We start from the raw sequence: 19,591 nt of genomic DNA on the forward strand, positions 1-19,591 counted from the left end.
CTACTGAGCCTGAATGCGTAATTCAGCACTTGAACGACTGATGTGACCAAGCAAGTTTTTCACATCACTGGTTTTTGGCTTAATAAGCTTGAAGCGTTTCAGCGTTGCGGCGAAATCAGTAAGCAACGACAACGAGTGCTCGCTTCCTGTTTCTTCGTAATGCTGATTAATTAAGCCACGTAAGTGCTCAGCAAGAATTGCTTTATCTTCAATTGGCATTATATCGACCAGTTCGGCATTCACGCGGTTATCAAGGTCGTCGCCATCATCCATAAGATAAGCAAAACCACCAGTCATACCTGCACCGAAGTTAACACCAACCGGACCAAGTACAGCTACAATACCGCCTGTCATATATTCACAGCCGTTATCGCCAATGCCTTCAACTACCGCAATAGCACCAGAGTTACGCACGCCAAAGCGCTCGCCAGCACGGCCAGCAGCAAACAGCTTACCGCCTGTTGCACCGTAAAGGCAGGTGTTACCCATAATGGCGCTGTCGTGGGCGTCGTAAGAGATATTGCGAGGTGGGTGAATAACAAGCTTACCGCCGGTCATCCCTTTACCTACATAATCGTTGGCATCACCTTCAAGGTGCATATGCAGGCCGCCAGCGTTCCACACACCGAAGCTCTGACCCGCTGTACCGGTAAGTTCAACTTTGATAGGTGTATCTTCAAAGTCGTGGTTACCGTGGTGTTTAGCGATTTCACCTGATAGCAGCGCACCGACAGAACGATCCGTATTGCGGATTGGGTATTTAAGGGTAATAGATTTACCGTCAATAACCGCTTGCTGGCCGTCTTTAAGCATCTGCGCGTTCAATTCACCTTTATCGATAGGTGCGTTGGTGGTTTGCGAGCAGAATAAGCGCGTATGGTCGCCTGCTTTAGGCTGCGCTAGCAACGGCGACAAATCTAAACGGTTTTGCTTAGCGGTAATGCCATCTAGAACTTTAAGTAGCTCTGTGCGACCAACAAGGTCGTCGAACTTAGCAATACCCATAGACGCCATGATTTCACGCACTTCTTGAGCAATAAACTTGAAGTAGTTCATTACCATATCAGGTAAGCCAATGAAGTGATCGTCACGCAGTTTTTGATCCTGCGTTGCAACACCTGTCGCACAGTTGTTCAAGTGGCAAATACGTAGATATTTACAGCCTAAAGCCACCATTGGACCTGTACCAAAACCAAAGCTCTCAGCACCTAAAATACCGGCTTTTACTACATCTAAGCCTGTTTTCAAACCCCCGTCGGTTTGAACGCGTACTTTGTGACGTAAGCCGTTTTCAATAAGCGCTTGTTGCGTTTCAGATAAACCAAGCTCGAACGGACTACCCGCATACTTAACTGATGTTAGCGGGCTTGCACCTGTACCGCCGTCGTAACCTGAAACGGTGATAAGGTCGGCATAGGCTTTCGCTACACCCGTTGCAATGGTTCCAACACCCGGCTCAGATACTAGCTTAACGGATATAAGTGCCGTTGGATTAACCTGTTTCAAATCGAAAATTAGCTGTGCCAAATCTTCAATTGAGTAGATATCGTGGTGTGGAGGTGGTGAAATAAGGGTTACACCCGGCACAGAGAAACGTAGCTGTGCGATGTATTTATTTACCTTATCGCCTGGAAGCTGACCACCTTCACCCGGCTTTGCACCCTGCGCCACTTTAATTTGAATAACGTTTGCGTTAACCAAATAGTGAGGCGTTACACCAAAGCGACCTGAAGCCACCTGCTTAATTTTAGAGTTCTTTTCAGTCCCAAAGCGAGAAGGGTGTTCGCCACCTTCCCCAGAGTTAGACTGACCGCCCAGGCGGTTCATGGCAATCGCTAGTGCTTCGTGCGCTTCAGGGCTTAGTGCACCAATTGACATTGCCGCAGTATCAAAGCGTGGGAATAAGTTTTCCGGTGCTTCTACTTCACTAATATCAATAGGGTCACAATCAGGGTTTATAGCTAGCAAGTCGCGAATGTGCGCAGGCGCACGCTCGTTAACAAGCTTTGCATATTGCTGGTAGTCGTCGTAGTTACCAGACACCACAGCCTTTTGAAGCGTACTGACTACGTCTGGGTTATAGGCGTGATATTCGCCACCGTGCACGTATTTAAGCAAGCCGCCGTGATCGACAGATTTACGCTTAAGCCAAGCAATACGGTTTAGGTTGATAAGATCTTGCTGGAAATCATCGAAGCCCGCACCTTGAATGCGTGAGGTCACACCTTTAAAGCATAACTTCATCACTTCGTTGTTAATACCTACTGCTTCAAACAGTTTAGAGCTACGGTAGCTAGCAATAGTGCTAATACCCATTTTCGACATGATCTTGTACAAGCCTTTGTTGATACCCTTACGGTAGTTCAACGTGGCCTGCATAGGAGAAATATCTAGCTCGCCTTTTTCACAAAGCTGCTCAATAGTTTCATATGCTAGGAATGGGTAAACCGCAGTGGCACCTAAGCCAATCAACACCGCGAAATGGTGTGGATCGCGGGCACTTGCTGTCTCAACAACAACGTTAGCATCGCAGCGTAATGACTTTTCAACTAAGCGACGTTGTACCGCACCAACTGCCATTGCTGCAGGGATAACCAAGCGATTTTGTTTAATGTTTCTGTCAGACAGAATAACGAACGCAGCACGCTTGTTTTTAACCAGCATCTCGACTTCGTTACACACGCGCTCGATGGCTTTCTTCAAACCTTCTTGCGGCGCATACTGAAGCTCCACGATTTCTGAGTAGTAGTTGTCTGGGTTAAATTCGCGCAGTTGCTTAAGGTCGGTATACATTAGCACTGGCGAGTCAAACAATACGCGGTCAGCGTAACCTGAGGTTTCGCTAAATACGTTTTGCTCGCGGCCAATACAGGTTGCCAACGACATAACGTGGTTTTCACGTAGCGGGTCAATAGGCGGGTTAGTAACCTGTGCGAATTGCTGACGGAAATAGTCGTAAACCGTACGCTGACGCGAGGACATAACCGCCATTGGCGTGTCATCACCCATTGAACCAACGGCTTCTTGACCGTCTTTCGCGAGTACTTTTACGACTTGTTGAATTTCTTCATAGCTGTAGGCGTGTAGCTTGTGGTACACCGCCATGGCGTCGTCGTCAAACACGCGTTTACCAATCAATGACGCGTCAAGCTTTTCAATTGGCGTTAATCGACGAATATGCTTGTCTAGCCACTCTTTATAAGGATGGCGTGCTTTTAAGTCTTCATCAATTTCAGTAGAGCGCCAGATTTTGCCTGTGTACGTGTCTACAGCGAGCATTTCACCTGGGCCTACGCGGCCTTTTTCAACTACGTCAGCTTGCTCGTAATCCCAGATACCTACTTCTGAGGCTAGGGTAATGAAACCATTCTTAGTAATAACGTAACGAGCAGGACGTAGACCATTTCTATCAAGGTTACAGGCAACGTGGCGACCGTTAGTTAAAACGATACCCGCTGGGCCGTCCCATGGTTCCATGTGCATAGAGTTAAACTCGTAAAATGCACGAAGATCATCGTCCATGGTCTTGTTGTTTTGATAGGCCGGTGGAACAAGTAACCGCATAGCACGGAATAAATCCATACCGCCGGCTAAGAATAGCTCCAGCATGTTATCCAGCGATGATGAGTCTGAACCTTCGGTATTAACGAAAGGTGCAGCATCTTTAAGGTCTGGAATAAGTGGCGTTGCGAATTTAGCAGCACGTGCCATGGCCCAGTCGCGGTTTCCTTTAATGGTGTTAATTTCACCGTTGTGCGCAAGGAAGCGGAAAGGCTGAGCAAGCGGCCAGCGTGGTAGTGTGTTTGTTGAAAAGCGCTGGTGGAAAACGCAAATTGCGCTTTGCATACGCTCATCGGCAAGATCGTGATAAAAGGCAGGTAAGTCTTTTGGCATTACCAAGCCTTTGTAGATCGTAACCAAGCCCGACAAACAAGCTACGTAAAAATCGGGATCTTTCTCAAGACGTTTTTCAGCGCGGCGGCGGATCATATACAAACGACGCTCAAGGTCGCGTTTTCTCCAACCTGCTGGCGCGTTCACAAATACCTGTTCAATTTGTGGAACACCCGTTAGCGCTAATTCACCCAGTACTGAGTGGTCGACAGGCACTTCGCGCCAACCCACTACTGAAAGTGTTTCTTTTTCTAGTTCTTCATTAAGTACTTCACGCGCGGCTTGCGCAAGTACCGGGTCCTGACTTAAGAAAATCATGCCCACGCCGTATTTTTTGCTGAGTTTCCAGCCATTTTCTTCGGCGATTGCATGGAAGAACGCATCCGGTTTCTGCAGTAATAAACCACAGCCGTCACCGGTTTTCCCGTCGGCAGCGATGCCGCCACGATGCTGCATACGGTCAAGACCGTGTATTGCAGTCGTTACCAATTCATGACTGGCTTCCCCATGAGTGTGAGCGATTAAGCCAAACCCACAGTTGTCCCGGGAATCATTGGGATTATATAAACTCATCTCTTAACTCCTTCAACCTTTTGACTGGGCAAGGTATGCGTTGCGTGTAGATGCGCCTAGGTTTGCGTATCACAACATTATTAGACGTCTTTTATGCCTGCGAGCGGTATTGCTTGCGGCGTGCGCCTTTCTTGTCGTTATTTTATTATTAGAGGATTCCAGTCGTTTCCGCATTTTTATGCATTATTGCGATGCGGGCCGTACAAAATACCCACATTAAAAACTAAAATCAAACGCTAAAAGTATAAGCTTTATAGTGAATTAGTATAAATATAATTAAGTCGATATTAATCAGTTATTTACGCATCATCATTTATGTTTGTAACAAAAATGTTATCAGTGTTGCAAAGTGAATAACTCACCCCTCATAAATGATATTATTTCTCATTTGCGTTTTGTTAATGAATAAATATGCTTTGAAATTGATGTTTTATGTTGTCAATAGCGGTTTGTGGTGTATTTTTATTAATTTGTAAAGCTCTGGTTCCACTAATATAAGTAGTTTGCTATATTGGTTGAAAATTGACCACAGGTAAGGCTCGTGGTGCGCTGAAGGATGTTGATAAAGAGCCCTGTGTGTGAATTGAGTGTACGCTTATGTGGAAGGCGAAGAATAAAAATTCACTGTGGTGGCGTGCTGTTAAGACAATAAGGATTATTGTATGAATACACTACATGCTTCACCACTGCCTATATTTAGTATAGATGATCATATTCTAACTGGCGACAATATCACCTTCAGGCTTTCTCCTAATACATCTGGGCGTTTTCAATCTGGATCTCCCGATACTATTGTTATTCATTTTACCGCCGGCAGTAGCCTTTCATCTTCGGTGAATGTCTTGACCAATGCCGATAGCGGTGTGTCAGCTCACTTTGCCGTTGGACGCAATGGTGACATTGTTCAAATGCTTCCGACTAATAAAATAGCGTGGCACGCAGGAGAAAGTTATTACGAGGGGCGTAGTGGCTTGAACCAGTACTCTATCGGCATTGAATTAGACAATGCTGGCCAGCTTAAGGCAAGGGGAGACGGCACCTTTGAAAGTTGGTTTGGCGAAATTTTTGGCGAGAATGAAGTATTAGCTGCCCAGCACATTAACCAACAGTCTTTGGGTTATTGGCACAAGTACACCGACGTACAAATTGTCAGGACGTTATCGCTCTGTAAAGCATTGTGTAGCCACTACAACATCTCTACTATCGTCGGGCACGAAGAAATAGCGCCGTCACGAAAGGTCGATCCTGGCCCCGCTTTTCCCCTTCAAAGACTCAAAGCCGCTGTTTTGCAAAGTGATAGTGAAACGTGGGCAACTGAGTCAAGTGATTCGAATTCACAGCGAGAGGCGCATGATCAAATTCAGCGGGATCTTGATAGTGCTGTAAAGCGGGTGGCTAATGTAAGTGCTAATTCACTGAATGTGAGAAGAGGCCCCGATGTTTCATTCCCAACGATCGAGAATGGATTGCACAAGGGCGAGGTATTAAAAATACTGGAAAAGCGAGGGGAGTGGGCGAAAGTGTCTTACACGAAGGTGGGGTGGGTGAATACCAAATACATTAATGAAATTACTGAAAAGTCGCCTTTCAAATCCTAATTCTGGGTAGGGCCACAGAGTTATGCTTTGACAAACCGCATTCCCGAAGAGGGGAAAGCCTGATAGGATAAAGGCAAAATAAGTTTAGATTAGACGTACATGCATTCAGATTCACCAAACGATTCTTGGGCAATCCGCTTTGCTCAATTTGTTCAGCGTTTTGGCACTCTAAAGCTCAGCATCTTATTTGTTGTTCTTTCGCTTGTGTTCACGCTAGGCGGTTCTTACGTGATACGCGTAAGTATGGGAAGCCAAGTCCAACCCGACGATTTTATAAGTGCCGTTATTCTTACCATGTTGTCTGCGCCATGGGTTCTCTACTTTTTCAGTGAACTAATTAAGCAGCTAGAGAATTCGCGTACTAATCTTAAAGAAGTCGTTAGTCAGCTAGAAAGTTTACGTGAAGAAGACGTTTTTCTTAACCGAGAATTACAGAGCAATATTCGCCAGCTAAATCACGAAATAGAGCAACGTAAGCAGGCTCAAGAAGAGCGTGAAGCGCTATTTAAAGATTTAGAAAAAGAAATTCAGGATAAATCTGAACAAGAGGCCCAAGCGCGCCGCTTATCTACGCTACTTCGCTCCATTATCGATGCTTCGCCAGACTTAATTTATTATCGCAATGAAGAAGGTCGATTTGCGGGCTGCAACCGCATTGCCGAGTTGATGACGGGCAAAACCGAGCAAGAGCTGCTTGGCTTAACGCCAAAAGACGTATACGAGGAAGAGCTTGCCCGCCAAATTGTAGCAAGTGATCACGAAGTTCTAGAAACCAACGCCAGTATCACAGAAGAGCTGTGGCTTCGCTTTGCTGATGGACGTCGTCGTTACTTCGAAATGAAGCGTGTACCTTTCTTCGATAAAGAAGGCAACCGCTTGGGGCTACTATCATTCGGTCGCGACATGACTGAGCGTAAGCAGGCTGAAAATGCTGCGGCGAAAGCTAGCACAGATAAAACGCGCTTTATCGCGACCATCAGCCATGAGCTTCGTACACCATTGAACGGTATTGTTGGCTTAAGTCGCATGCTGCGTGATACCGAGTTAAGCGACGAGCAATTCAGCTGGGTTAGTACAATTTACGCAAGTGCCATTACGCTAGGTAATATCTTTAACGACATTATTGACCTAGATAAATTAGATAGAGACAAACTTGAACTAAGTCTAAAAACTATATCGTTGAAGGACTTTACCGAGGAACTCAGCAGCATTATTCGCCTGTTGGCCGCTGACAAACAGCTAGAGCTTAAAACAACAATCAACGAGCCACTTCCCCGTCTTGTTGAAATAGATGGCACGCGCCTTCGTCAAATTTTGTGGAACATCTTGTTTAATGCAGTGAAATTTACGCAAAAAGGGCACGTAAGCTTATCGGTTTCATCAACGAAATCCGATGGCGATAAGGCGTATGTTACCTTTGTCATTGAAGATACTGGAGTGGGTATTCCAGAAAGCGAAATTGAAAAGATTTTTGCCATGTACTATCAGGTTGATCACCCTGACCACCAATCGGCCACAGGTACCGGTATTGGATTGGCAATTTGTAAGCAAATGGTCGACTTGATGAAAGGTGAAATTCACGTTTCTAGCAAAGTGGGTAAAGGCACCCGCTTTGAAATCGTGTTGCCAGTTCAAATTTCTAACAGCCCAATGAAAGTGGCGCAGCTTCAAGTGACAGGGCTCAATATCTTGTTAGTAGAAGATATTGAATTGAACGTCATGGTCGCTAAAGCCTTGCTTGAGAAGCTTGGCCAGAAAGTCGATGTAGCAATGACGGGGCAAGAAGCCATAGACAAAGTCAGGGAAAACCAATACGACCTTATCTTGCTTGATATTCAATTGCCTGACATGACCGGATTCGATGTGGCAAGTACGATTATTGAAGAAGATCTGGTTATGCAAACGCCCATCGTGGCGCTAACGGCAAACGTCATTAAAAAGCGTGATGAATACTTAGAAAACGGTATGGATGACGTTATTGCTAAGCCGATTAAAAAATCTCGCGTTATCGAGGTGTTTAACGAGTTGTTCCATGCACCACCTGCACCGCTTGAAATTGATGGCGAAGTAGAGCGCCCTGAACCTAACAAAACATTAAGTAACATTTTAGATATGGACTTGTTACAGATGTTAGTTGATACCATAGGGGATGAAATGGTGCGCGCTAGCGTTAAAGTATTCCAAGAAAAAATGCCTGAATACATGGAAATACTGCAGCTAAGCTTAAGTGCGGACGAAAAGTCAGAAGTGTGCTCACAGGCTCACAAAATTAAAGGCGCCGCTGGCTCTGTTGGTTTGGCTCGTGTACAGCGTATTGCTAATCAAATTCAGCAAGGCGACCATCCGACTTGGTGGGAGAACGTGCATGATTGGGTGGAAGAGCTACAAATGGCCGTTCAGCACGACATGAAGGCACTACACGATTGGCTGAATGAACAGCAGGTTGATGACTAGTTAGCATAACGCGCTCTTTAATAGGTAACGTGAAAAAGAGGGCTTGCCCTCTTTTTTGTTATAAAAACTGCGCTAGAGAAAGCGTTCAGAGCAGCGTTGCTAAGTAGCAAAGTAGCTAAGTAGCTAAGTAGCTAAGCCTCTCCTTAAAAAAAGCGGCAGGCTGAACTTATTTATACAGTGGTAAAAGGAATTAATGCGATGAGAATTAGCGCACAACAAGAAACCGTGTTTTCAAATAATCAGCTTAGCGTAGAGGAAATTCCCTCACTTCAAACGCTCGCTTTACTTCCTATATCCAAAAAGTACCGGACACTAAATATCCTCTCCATTGGATTGATAGCCTTAGTGCTAATAGGTATTGCTTCTGCGTTACGATTCCAACGCTTTTGGTCATTGCCAGAAGGACTGCTGCAAGCCTACCCGTATGTTGTAGCTGGTATCGTCGCTGTAGGCTCTCTATGGGCGCTGTACCACTTTTTTGCTGATGTACGCATATTTTATGCGATTCGAGAGCAAGACATCAGTAAGCAGTCAGGGCTAATTTTTAGAAAACTTTCGTGCCAACCTATTTTGCGTGTTCAGCATGTAGAGGTTAATCGCGGTCCATTGGACAGGTGGGCGGGTCTTGCCTCACTTCAGGTGTTTTCGGCTGGTGGTGAAATGCACACGTTTGAAATACCTGGGTTAAGCATTGAAAGGGCAGAGCAGTTGCGTGAGTTCATTCTTGCTCATAAAGACATAGGTGCACGCTAATGACGGTATCAGAAAGGCCCTCACACCAAGCGCCTACACTTAATCAGTCAAAAGAGCTGAAAGAAGATGCTGCGCTCAAGTCCCATGGGCAAGATGCTAATATGGAAGAACCGAAACTTAAAGTAGAGACGGGTGATGAGTGGCAGCGCCTCTCTCTAATTTCTATTTTGTATTTTACTATTCGCAATTTTACCAACTCGGCTCAAGTGCTTATTTATACCCTTCCCGCCTTAGCCATATCGTTCAATATTTGGGATAACCTGCTGTCGCCTGAAGTACTAATCGGTGCTGGAATCCTCTTTCTATCTACCAGTGTCAGCGGCGTAATTAGCTTTTTAATGTACAAGTTTCGCGTGCACAACCAGCACGTTGAGATTCATCATGGCGTGTTTCAACGCCGCTATACCAACTTGCCCTTGTGGCGTATTCAAAACGTAAAGATAGAACGCCCTTTTTACTACCGACCTTTTGGGTACGCGCTAGTGGTGCTTGATACCGCAGGAAGTGGGAAAGAAGAAGCTAAAATTGTAGCGGTTCCTGAAGATTATGCTGAAGCGCTAAAAAAGCAGGTGTTGTATGAAAAAGCGCTGCACGATGAGGGTGACCTGGATTGTTTGCCAAATGAATATTTATCCGACGAGCAGAGTTCATCTTTTCCCACGCCACGAACGCGCACTAAAGCGATAGATTCTTCCCATTCAAATGAAGAAGTATTAAATCGACGGTCCGTGAAAGACATCATTATTCACGGTATCACCAACAATCGCGTGTGGATCATACTGGGTGCTGCGGCACCTTTCTATGACGATGTGTTCGGTCTAGTTTCAGAGTGGTTAGCCGATAAAGGCTTGCAGCTAAATCAGCTGGTTGGTGAACAAACGGTTGCGTGGTGGCAATTTGGATTGTATGCCTTTGTCATTCTCATGATGCTTATGGCGTTAGTGGCACTGCTGAGTGTTGGTGGCGCGCTTTTCACTTTTTACGGCTATACACTCTCACGAACAGGTGATCGCTATATCCGTCGCAGCGGCTTACTTAATAAACTGGAAGTCAGTATGCGAGCTTCACGCATCCAAATGATTACGGCGAAGCAAGACTGGCTGGATAAAATACTAAAGCGTGTGAATTTGTATTTTGAGCAGAACTCAACGGCTGGGCAGCAAATGCAAGAACTGATGTCGCCAAATAAGCTTATTGTGCCATCGGTAACCGAAGATGAAGCTTTTGCGCTTAGCCAAGAAGTAATGCCTGAATGCGACTTGCGAGGCCAAGATTATCATCCCATTAGCAAGCGATTCATTACTTTTTGGTTGTTTGCGGGTTGGACATTGCCTTTTATTACCTTTTTCACTATTGGCGCTTTGTCGTCCCATCTTGATATTATGCTAGGTTCACTCGTTGTCTTTAGTGCGGTATCGCTGTTACTCACGCTTAGGTGGTGGCGATGGGGTATAGCCTACGACAGTAAGTACGTTTATATAAGGCGAGGTAGAATAGGCATCGACTATCAATGCTTTGAGCCCTATAAAGCGCAGCAAGTTATCGTTAAGCAAAGCGTGTTTATGAAGCGAAGAAAACAGGCCACCGTTAAGTTTGTACTGGCTTCGGGGGCGGTGACTGTGCCGTTTCTACCAGAAGACTACGCTAATAAACTAGCAGATAGTGTGCTATTCGAGGTGGAGTCAACTAGAAGGTCTTGGATGTAACGTACACTGTTTCTTTGAGCGCTGCTTTTTTATACGTTTTTTTATGCAAATAGACCGAGTTTATGTAATGGTAGGTATTTAGTTGCTTAACCTTGCGTCTATATGGATATTCTTGATTACAGTGTCATCGCGATTTACCTCATCACGTTACTCGTTATCGGCTTTAGCTTGCGTGGACAGCAGTCAAAGAAAGATTATTTTCTCGCTGGAAGAAGCTTAAGTTGGAAACCGCTGTTACTTTCAGTGATGGCGACGCAACTCTCGGCGGTCAGTTTCATTTCCGCTCCTGCATTTGTCGGCTTCCGTGAGGGTGGAGGGCTGATTTGGCTCTCTTATGAACTGGCAGTTCCGTTAGCCATGCTTTTACTCATTACCACCGTGTTGCCTACATTATACCGAAGCGGTGTGGTGAGTATTTATGACTATCTTGAGCGACGTTTCTCTACCTCTACCCGTATTTGTATCAGTGTTGTATTTCAATTTAGCAGGGCCTTCGCTACCGGCATAATGGTTTACGCGCTATCCATTATATTGCAAGGAACCATGCAGGTTTCATCCACGCAGGCAATATTACTCATTGGTGTGATTACCGTTTTGTACTCCTTACAAGGAGGTATGAAAGCAGTTGTATATGGTGACGCGGTACAAATGGTTGTCATCGTTTTGGGCACAGCTATCTGCATTGCTTTTGGTCTAAACGCATTAGGCGGTTGGGAGCACTTTTTACAGCTACTTCCAAGCGAGCGGGTCTCTACCCTTAATTTTTCATCTCTGGGTTTTGATGGTGACGGCTTCGGCTTCTTTCCTATGGTGCTAGGTGGCGTGATCCTCTACGCCTCATACTACGGTTGTGATCAATCAGAAGCACAGAGGGCATTGTCAGCGAAATCGGAAAGCGATCTTAAAAAGATGATGTTAGCAAATGGCATTTTCAGGTTCCCTATAACACTTCTATATTGTTTAGCAGGCTTGGTGATCGGCACACTAGCGTTTAACGACGCCAACTTGCTATCGCAAATTCCTAAAGATAATCCGGACTGGCTTATGCCGGTCTTTATTCTTAATTATTTACCTCATGGGCTTATCGGCTTGCTTGTGGTCGCTATTCTTGCTGCAGCCATGTCATCACTGAGCTCAGCAATAAACTCTCTTGCCGCTGTTTCACTGGAAGATTATTTCAAACTCACTCGGAAACGCGCAAAACCTGAAGGCTACCTGAGTCATGCTAAGTTTGCGGGCTTGCTTTGGGGAGGGATTATTTTGCTGCTTTCGCTCAATGCTGGCGATATAGCGCCTACCGTTATAGAAGCGGTGAACAAAGTGGGCTCTGTTTTTTTTGGCCCCGTCTTGGCTGTGTTTCTACTTGGCATGCTAACGAAGAAGATAAAGGCCACACAGGTCAATACCGGCCTGATGTGTGGCGTGCTGACTAATTTGTCGTTCGCATTTTTTGTCGAGGACATGTTTTGGTTTTGGTGGAATGTAACGGGGTTCGCGAGCACAGTGATACCCGCTATTATCTTGTCTGTTTTGTCAGCTAATGATGAAAACGATACAGCGACGATCACCACCTCTGGTCAACGACGCTTACTGATTGATAAGCCGATTGCCACCCTATTGCTTGGCTATTTTTGCTTATTGGTCGTTGTTTGCTACTTAATGCCGCGTTGGCTGCAGTAGACTAAGTGATTTACGCCTCTACTGTTTTGGCAACTGAGTCTCTCAAAATAATCTGATCTTTGCCCGCGTGCTTAGCTTCGTATAAGCGCGCATCAGCCACTTCTAACTGCGACGCCAAGCACTTGTGTTCCTCGGTACATACGCCGATACTGCACGTGATATTGAACTTGTGATTGGTAAAAATAGTAGAGCGCACTGCATCCATAAACGCTGAAAGCGCAGATAGATACACTTTAGGTGGCCTTACCGATACCACTGTAAATTCTTCACCCCCATAGCGCACAATAAGATCGTCGGGGAAGTAATCTTTTAACAATGCTGCAAATTCCTGCAATAACATGTCACCCGTTTTATGGCCGTAGGTATCGTTTACACTTTTGAAGTTGTCAGCATCGATCATAGACACAATGACATCCTTTCTCGACGCTTTATTGGCAAATAACTCTTCTGCTTTTTCGTAGAGAAAACGGCGATTGTATACCTTGGTTAGCGGGTCTAAGTTTGCTGAATTTCTAATGGTTTGAATCATTTCTTGTGATTCAAGGTTTTGCATAATTCTGCAGTAGAATTCTTCGTGATAAAAAGGTTTGGACAGGAAGTCATTGGCGCCGCTTTTAATGAATTTCGAGGTCAACACGCTGTCGCCGTTTGCCGATAAACCGATAAATACCAAGTCTTGCATGCGTTTTTCGTGGCGTATTGCTTTAACCAGTTCATAACCGTCCATATTGGGCATACGGTGATCAGCAATAACCATTTTAATATCGCGGTGATTATCAAGCTCTTCCAACGCTTCTAAGCCATCGTTCGCTTCATGCACCTGAAATTGGAATTTGCGAAGTAATGAGCAAATGTGATTTCGGCTCGTTCTAGAATCTTCCACCACCAACACTTTGGTAGTGAGATTCTTTCTTAAACGGTCTACAAGTTTAGACACTTGAAGGTATGAATAGCGAGACTCTTTTGTGATGTAATCCAGTACGCCCTGATCGAGTAACTGAGCACGGGTAAATTCGTCGAAGTTCCCAGTAAGTACGATGGTTGGAACGTTGTAGGAAAGTGCAAGCTCAACGCTCTCGCCGTTGGGCGCGTCGGGAAGGTTTAAGTCGACGATGGCTGCCAAGTATTCGGTGTCACTCTCGAGGGCACTTTTAGCTTCCGCAAGATCTTCGCACAGATCACACGTAAAGTGAGGATTATCCTCAATAAGTTTGTTTACAATCTTTCGGACAGTGAGACTGTCTTCTACTACAAGAACTTTATACATGTGATCTACTCTCGGCACTTAGGCTTCGATAATAACCAATTTAAGACAAAAAAGCCCTCAAAGAGAGGGCGTTTTATACTTATGTCTAAATGATTTTATTCTTATATAACATTGCGTTGTACTGAACTTTGTTCAGCGGGAACACGCACGGAGCCTTCCATCAAAATACGTGCGCTTCTGCTCATTACAGCTTGCTTAATTTGCCACTTGTCGTCTTCAAACGTAGCTCTTGCTCCTACTCTAAGCGTTCCAGATGGATGCCCAAAAGTAACCGAGTCTCTTTCGTCGCCGCCAGCTGCGATATTTACAAGAGTGCCGGGTATCGCCGCAGCTGCTGCAATAGCGACCGCAGCCGTCCCCATCATAGCATGATGAAGTTTCCCCATAGACAGTGCGCGAACCAATACATCAATGTCTGAACCCAAAATATCTTTGCCACTGGATGCTTGGTAACCTCTTGGAGGAGCAACGAACGCGACTTTTGGTGTGTGCTGCCTGTTTGCAGCTTCACCCACATCATTGATGAGCCCCATCTGAACCGCGCCGTGTGCACGAATTGCTTCGAACTTGGACAGCGCCTCGGAGTCGCTGTTTATATCATCCTGCAGTTCAGTGCCTGTGTAGCCAATATCTTCTGCGTTGATGAAAATAGTAGGAATACCCGCGTTTATCATGGTCGCCTGAAGTGAGCCTACGCCTGGAACTTCAAGTGTGTCGACTAATCGTCCTGTCGGGAAGATTGCCCCTTCACCGTCAGCTGGGTCAACAAAGGCTACTTCTACTTCTGCGGCAGGGAAGGTGACACCGTCTAGTTCAAAATCGCCAGTTTCCTGTACTTCCCCGTTAGTCATTGGCACCCTAGCGATAATGGCTTTGTTGATATTGGCTTGCCAAATATTGACGGTGGCGATGCCGTTTTCTGGTATTTTACTTCTATCCACTAGCCCATTGGTTATCGCAAATGCGCCTACGGCTGCCGTTAGGTTTCCGCAGTTTCCACTCCAGTCTACGAATGGCTTGTCTATGGCTACTTGACCAAATAGGTAGTCGACATCGTAACCTTCACGTTCACTTTTGCTTAAGATAACGGTTTTGCTGGTACTTGATGTAGCACCGCCCATACCGTCGGTTTGTTTACCGTAAGGGTCGGGGCTGCCAATTACGCGCAGAAGCAGGGCATCGCGCGCCGGACCTGGCTTTTGCGCGGCTTCTGGCAAATCGGTTAAATTGAAAAACACACCCTTACTGGTACCGCCACGCATGTAGGTAGCCGGTACTCGAAGTTGTGGCGCATACTTTGTCATGTTTTTTCCTTTCGTCGGTATGAGTGCGTTGAGGCACAGTTGAAACACGCCGTAAATACATCCTTGTAGGCTCTCGGGGCGCGTCCATGCGCCCCGAAGGTTTCAACCGTGCCTCAACGCACTCTTAAACTAAAAACCATTTTATCTGGAGAGAAGTAAGGTTGTTCGTGATTTGAAACACGCTGTGAACACATCCATGTGCGCTCCCCAGCCGCATCCTTGCGGCTGGGGGGGTTCAAATCACAAACAGCTTCCAACCAAACTAGCTGATACTAGCTACGGAGGAGGTGGATTAGTTTCAGGGCCTTCAACTCGCAAGTATGCGAGTTGGGAGCCTATAGAGACGTATTTAGGGCGTGCCCTATGACTAACTTATCCCCCAGCTAAGTAAACTGATGCAATATTGGCCGAACTTAAGTGGGGGAGGTGGGTCAGTTTCAGGGCCTTCAACTCGCAAGTATGCGAGTTGGGAGCCTATAGAGACGTATTTAGGGCGTGGCCTGTAACTGATTCACCTCCTCCCACTGAAAGGTCTTCCTATCACAATCAGCTAGCTTCAGCTTCCAAGAAGTCTTTAGCGAAGCGCTGTAACACCCCGCCTGCGCTGTAAATAGAGACTTCTTCTGCAGTGTCTAAACGGCAGGTTACTGGCACTTCTAGCTGCTCACCGTTTTGACGGTTTACTACTAGCGTAAGCGTTGCACCTGGTGAAGGTTCGCCGCTTACGTCGTACGTTTCTGTGCCATCAAGCTCAAGGGTTTTACGCGTTGTGCCTGGTTTAAACTCAAGCGGTAGCACGCCCATACCAATAAGGTTAGTGCGGTGAATACGCTCAAAACCTTCTGCCACAATGACTTCAACACCAGCAAGACGCACGCCTTTAGCTGCCCAGTCGCGTGATGAACCTTGACCGTAGTCAGCGCCGGCTACAATAATCAGCGGCTGTCTGCGGTTCATGTAGGTTTCAATAGCCTCCCACATGCGCATTACTTGGCCTTCTGGCTCAACGCGCGCAAGAGAGCCTTGCTTCACTTCACCGTTTTCAAGCACCATCTCGTTGAACACTTTCGGGTTCGCAAGGGTAGCGCGTTGTGCGGTTAAGTGATCACCACGGTGTGTGGCGTACGAGTTAAAGTCTTCTTCAGGTAAGCCCATTTTGTGAAGGTATTCACCGGCTGCACTGCTGGCTAGAATAGCGTTTGAAGGCGACAAGTGATCGGTAGTGATATTGTCACCTAAAATAGCAAGCGGACGCATACCTTTCATAGTGCGCACGGCATCCATTGCGCCTTCCCAATAGGGCGGACGACGAATGTAAGTGCTCATTTCACGCCAGTCATACAGCGGGTTTATGTCTTTGCCATAATCAACGCTCAACTCGAACATTGGCTCGTACACTTTTCTGAAGTGCTCTGGCTTCACCGATTTCGCTACAATAGCGTCAATTTCTTCATCGCTTGGCCAAATATCTTTAAGCGTTACCGGGTTGCCGTCTTTGTCGGTGCCCAATACGTCCTTTTCAATATCAAAGCGAATGGTGCCGGCGATAGCGTACGCTACTACTAGTGGCGGCGATGCTAAGAATGCTTGCTTAGCATAAGGATGGATACGGCCGTCGAAGTTACGGTTACCCGACAATACCGCTGTAGAGTAGAGGTCGCGGTCGATGATTTCTTGCTGAATTTTAGGGTCTAGTGCGCCGCTCATGCCGTTACAGGTAGTACAAGCAAAAGCTACTACGCCAAAGCCCAAATCTTCCAACTCGCTCATTAGGTTAGCTTCTTCAAGGTAAAGCTTCACCGCTTTAGAACCAGGTGCTAGTGAGCTCTTTACCCACGGCTTGCGAGTTAATCCGCGCTGGTTGGCGTTGCGCGCAAGCAGGCCTGCCGCAATAACATTGCGCGGGTTCGATGTATTAGTACAGCTGGTGATAGCCGCTATAATAACCGCGCCATCAGGCATTTTGCCTTCCTCCTCGGTCCACTTCGCTGCTATACCGCGACTTTCTAAATCGCTGGTAGGTAAGCGAGCGTGAGGGTTAGAAGGGCCAGCCATGTTACGTCCAACAGCAGAAAGGTCGAACGTAAGCACCCGCTCATACTCGGCAGTTTCTAAATCATCAGCCCATAAACCGGTATGCTTAGCGTATTGCTCTACCAATGCAATTTGCTTTTCTTCACGCCCTGTTAGGCGCAAGTAATCAATGGTTTGCTGGTCAATGTAGAACATGGCTGCAGTGGCGCCGTATTCCGGTGTCATGTTCGAAATGGTTGCGCGGTCGCCCAGCGTCAGGTGCGATGCACCTTCACCATAGAATTCCAAATATGCAGATACCACACGCTCTTTACGCAAGAACTCTGTTAACGCTAATACGATGTCGGTTGCAGTAATGCCTGGCTGTGGTTTGCCCGTTAGCTCAACACCTACAATGTCTGGCAGACGCATGTAAGACGCACGGCCCAGCATAACGCTTTCCGCTTCAAGGCCGCCAACGCCCACAGCAATTACACCAAGTGCATCAACATGCGGCGTATGGCTGTCTGTACCCACTAGCGTATCAGGGAAGGCAACACCGTCACGGGCTTGAATAACCGGTGACATACGCTCCAAGTTAATTTGGTGCATAATGCCGTTACCCGGAGGGATAACATCTACGTTTTTAAATGCCGTTTTTGTCCAGTTGATAAAGTGGAAACGGTCGTCGTTACGTCTGTCTTCAATTGCACGGTTTTTTTCAAACGCGTCTTTCTCAAAACCGGCATGCTCTACAGCTAATGAGTGATCCACAATCAACTGTGTTGGAACTACTGGGTTAACCTTGGCCGGATCGCCGCCTTTTGCCGCAATAGCATCGCGAAGCCCGGCTAAGTCTACCAGTGCCGTTTGACCCAAGATATCGTGACACACTACGCGAGCCGGAAACCAAGGGAAGTCTAAGTCGCGCTTGCGATAAATCAGCTGTTTTAGCGAGTCGGTGAGCATCTCAGGTGCGCATTTGCGCACTAAGTTTTCAGCCAATACACGCGACGTGTAAGGCAGCTTGGCATAGGCGCCTGGTTCAATAGCATCTACCGCTTCACGGGTATCGAAAAAATCGATACCCGCATTTGGAAGCGGTTTACGGTAATCAATATTCATAAAACCCCAACCTTAATCTTAAGCGCGTTCGCTAATAGCTGGCACTGGGCGTAGTTCTTCGCCTGTGTATTCTGCTGATGGACGAATAATACGGTTGTCAGCGCGCTGTTCCATAACGTGTGCTGCCCAACCAGTTAGACGAGACATTACGAAGATTGGTGTAAACAATGGCGTAGGGATACCCATAAAGTTATACGCAGAGGCATGGAAGAAATCAGCGTTACAGAAAAGCTTCTTCTCACGCCACATTACTTCTTCGCAACGAACCGACACAGGGTAAAGCACGTCGTCGCCTACATCGGCAGCTAGTTTCTCAGACCATTGCTTGATAATTTCGTTACGCGGATCTGACTCAGAGTAGATAGCGTGGCCAAAGCCCATGATTTTCTCTTTACGCTCAAGCATGCCCATCATTTTTTCTTCGGCATCATCAGGTGAAGTGAAGCCTTCAATCATTTCCATGGCCGCTTCGTTAGCGCCACCGTGAAGTGGACCACGCAGTGAACCGATAGCACCGGTTACGCAAGAATGCATATCAGATAAGGTTGAAGCACAAACACGCGCCGTAAAAGTAGAGGCGTTAAATTCATGCTCTGCATAAAGAATGAGTGATACATGCATGACTTGCTCATGAAGTTCACGTGGCTTTTCGCCGTGAAGCATATGTAAGAAGTGACCACCAATTGAATCGTCATCGGTTTCAACGTCAACGCGCACGCCGTCGTGCGAGAAGCGGTACCAGTAACAAATGATGCTTGGGAAACACGCCAACATACGGTCTGTCACGTCTTGCTGCTGGTCAAAGCTTGTTTCCATTTCAAGGTTACCTAGCATTGAACAACCCGTGCGAAGTACATCCATTGGGTGAGCATTTTTAGGAATGCGCTCTAGCACTTCTTTAAGCGCGGTAGGAAGACCGCGCATGCCGCGAAGTTTAGTTTTATAAGCGTCTAGCTCAGACTGGTTAGGTAGCTTGCCCTTTAGAATAAGGTACGCTACTTCTTCAAACTGACAGTTTTGCGCTAAGTCTTTTACGTCATAACCACGATACGTTAAACCAGAACCTGATTTACCTACGGTAGATAATGCTGTTTTACCTGCAACTTGGCCGCGTAAACCCGCGCCACTTAACTGTTTAGCCATCTTGTTGTCTCCGGTCTTGTGTAATTTGTAAGGTACTTGAAAGTCTGTTTAAAAATAAACTGTGTAAGTTACAGCTTAGAG

At 46.4% G+C, this 19,591-nt stretch carries 10 protein-coding genes; 5 read left to right on the forward strand and 5 right to left on the reverse strand.

The features are described from left to right. Positions 1-4,467, reverse strand: a complete 4,467-nt coding sequence (gene gltB / locus ACX5KA_RS19775; RefSeq protein WP_039218914.1) for a glutamate synthase large subunit — start codon at positions 4,465-4,467, stop codon at positions 1-3. A 662-nt stretch (positions 4,468-5,129) separates the two neighbouring features. On the opposite strand from gltB, the gene ACX5KA_RS19780 reads away from it, so the two are divergent. The 5 genes from ACX5KA_RS19780 to ACX5KA_RS19800 all read left to right on the forward strand — a co-directional run bounded on the left by ACX5KA_RS19780 (position 5,130) and on the right by ACX5KA_RS19800 (position 12,658). Next, positions 5,130-6,065, forward strand: coding sequence for an N-acetylmuramoyl-L-alanine amidase (locus ACX5KA_RS19780; RefSeq protein WP_458732021.1), 936 nt, complete (start codon positions 5,130-5,132; stop codon positions 6,063-6,065). Between the two features lie 99 nt (positions 6,066-6,164). Then, positions 6,165-8,519, forward strand: coding sequence for an aerobic respiration two-component sensor histidine kinase ArcB (gene arcB / locus ACX5KA_RS19785; protein ID WP_458732022.1), 2,355 nt, complete (start codon positions 6,165-6,167; stop codon positions 8,517-8,519). Between the two features lie 198 nt (positions 8,520-8,717). Next, positions 8,718-9,272 carry a PH domain-containing protein gene (locus ACX5KA_RS19790; protein WP_458732023.1) on the forward strand — a complete coding sequence of 185 codons (555 nt, stop codon included), beginning with the start codon at positions 8,718-8,720 and terminating at the stop codon, positions 9,270-9,272. Next, positions 9,272-10,978 carry a PH domain-containing protein gene (locus ACX5KA_RS19795; protein WP_458732024.1) on the forward strand — a complete coding sequence of 569 codons (1,707 nt, stop codon included), beginning with the start codon at positions 9,272-9,274 and terminating at the stop codon, positions 10,976-10,978. The genes ACX5KA_RS19790 and ACX5KA_RS19795 overlap by 1 nt, the downstream gene beginning before the upstream one ends. Before the next feature lie 102 nt (positions 10,979-11,080). After that, entirely contained in the window at positions 11,081-12,658 is a 1,578-nt protein-coding gene (locus tag ACX5KA_RS19800; RefSeq protein ID WP_458732025.1) for a sodium:solute symporter family transporter, read from the forward strand. A gap of 10 nt (positions 12,659-12,668) precedes the next feature. Here ACX5KA_RS19800 and ACX5KA_RS19805 read toward each other — a convergent pair whose 3' ends face one another. From ACX5KA_RS19805 to prpC, 4 genes are all read right to left on the reverse strand, one after another. After that, a complete protein-coding gene (locus ACX5KA_RS19805) occupies positions 12,669-13,925 on the reverse strand; it encodes a response regulator (protein ID WP_039218898.1) in 1,257 nt (418 codons plus the stop codon). Positions 13,926-14,026: 101 nt separating this feature from the next. Next, positions 14,027-15,229, reverse strand: a complete 1,203-nt coding sequence (prpF, locus tag ACX5KA_RS19810; RefSeq protein WP_458732026.1) for a 2-methylaconitate cis-trans isomerase PrpF — start codon at positions 15,227-15,229, stop codon at positions 14,027-14,029. A gap of 546 nt (positions 15,230-15,775) precedes the next feature. Beyond that, positions 15,776-18,367, reverse strand: a complete 2,592-nt coding sequence (acnD, locus tag ACX5KA_RS19815) for a Fe/S-dependent 2-methylisocitrate dehydratase AcnD (RefSeq protein WP_061486460.1) — start codon at positions 18,365-18,367, stop codon at positions 15,776-15,778. Between the two features lie 18 nt (positions 18,368-18,385). Next, positions 18,386-19,510, reverse strand: coding sequence for a bifunctional 2-methylcitrate synthase/citrate synthase (gene prpC, locus ACX5KA_RS19820; protein ID WP_061486459.1), 1,125 nt, complete (start codon positions 19,508-19,510; stop codon positions 18,386-18,388). Positions 19,511-19,591: the final 81 nt, after the last annotated feature.

Source organism: Alteromonas alvinellae (genome assembly GCF_902705805.1).

What these genes read in the sequence shown, in the direction of transcription:
- gltB (WP_039218914.1), bottom strand. Translation starts at nt 4,467, where the DNA reads ATGAGTTTATATAATCCCAATGATTCCCGGGACAACTGTGGGTTTGGC.
- ACX5KA_RS19790 (WP_458732023.1), top strand. Translation starts at nt 8,718, where the DNA reads ATGAGAATTAGCGCACAACAAGAAACCGTGTTTTCAAATAATCAGCTT.
- ACX5KA_RS19805 (WP_039218898.1), bottom strand. Translation starts at nt 13,925, where the DNA reads ATGTATAAAGTTCTTGTAGTAGAAGACAGTCTCACTGTCCGAAAGATT.
- ACX5KA_RS19795 (WP_458732024.1), top strand. Translation starts at nt 9,272, where the DNA reads ATGACGGTATCAGAAAGGCCCTCACACCAAGCGCCTACACTTAATCAG.
- prpF (WP_458732026.1), bottom strand. Translation starts at nt 15,229, where the DNA reads ATGACAAAGTATGCGCCACAACTTCGAGTACCGGCTACCTACATGCGT.
- arcB (WP_458732022.1), top strand. Translation starts at nt 6,165, where the DNA reads ATGCATTCAGATTCACCAAACGATTCTTGGGCAATCCGCTTTGCTCAA.
- prpC (WP_061486459.1), bottom strand. Translation starts at nt 19,510, where the DNA reads ATGGCTAAACAGTTAAGTGGCGCGGGTTTACGCGGCCAAGTTGCAGGT.
- acnD (WP_061486460.1), bottom strand. Translation starts at nt 18,367, where the DNA reads ATGAATATTGATTACCGTAAACCGCTTCCAAATGCGGGTATCGATTTT.
- ACX5KA_RS19800 (WP_458732025.1), top strand. Translation starts at nt 11,081, where the DNA reads ATGGATATTCTTGATTACAGTGTCATCGCGATTTACCTCATCACGTTA.
- ACX5KA_RS19780 (WP_458732021.1), top strand. Translation starts at nt 5,130, where the DNA reads ATGAATACACTACATGCTTCACCACTGCCTATATTTAGTATAGATGAT.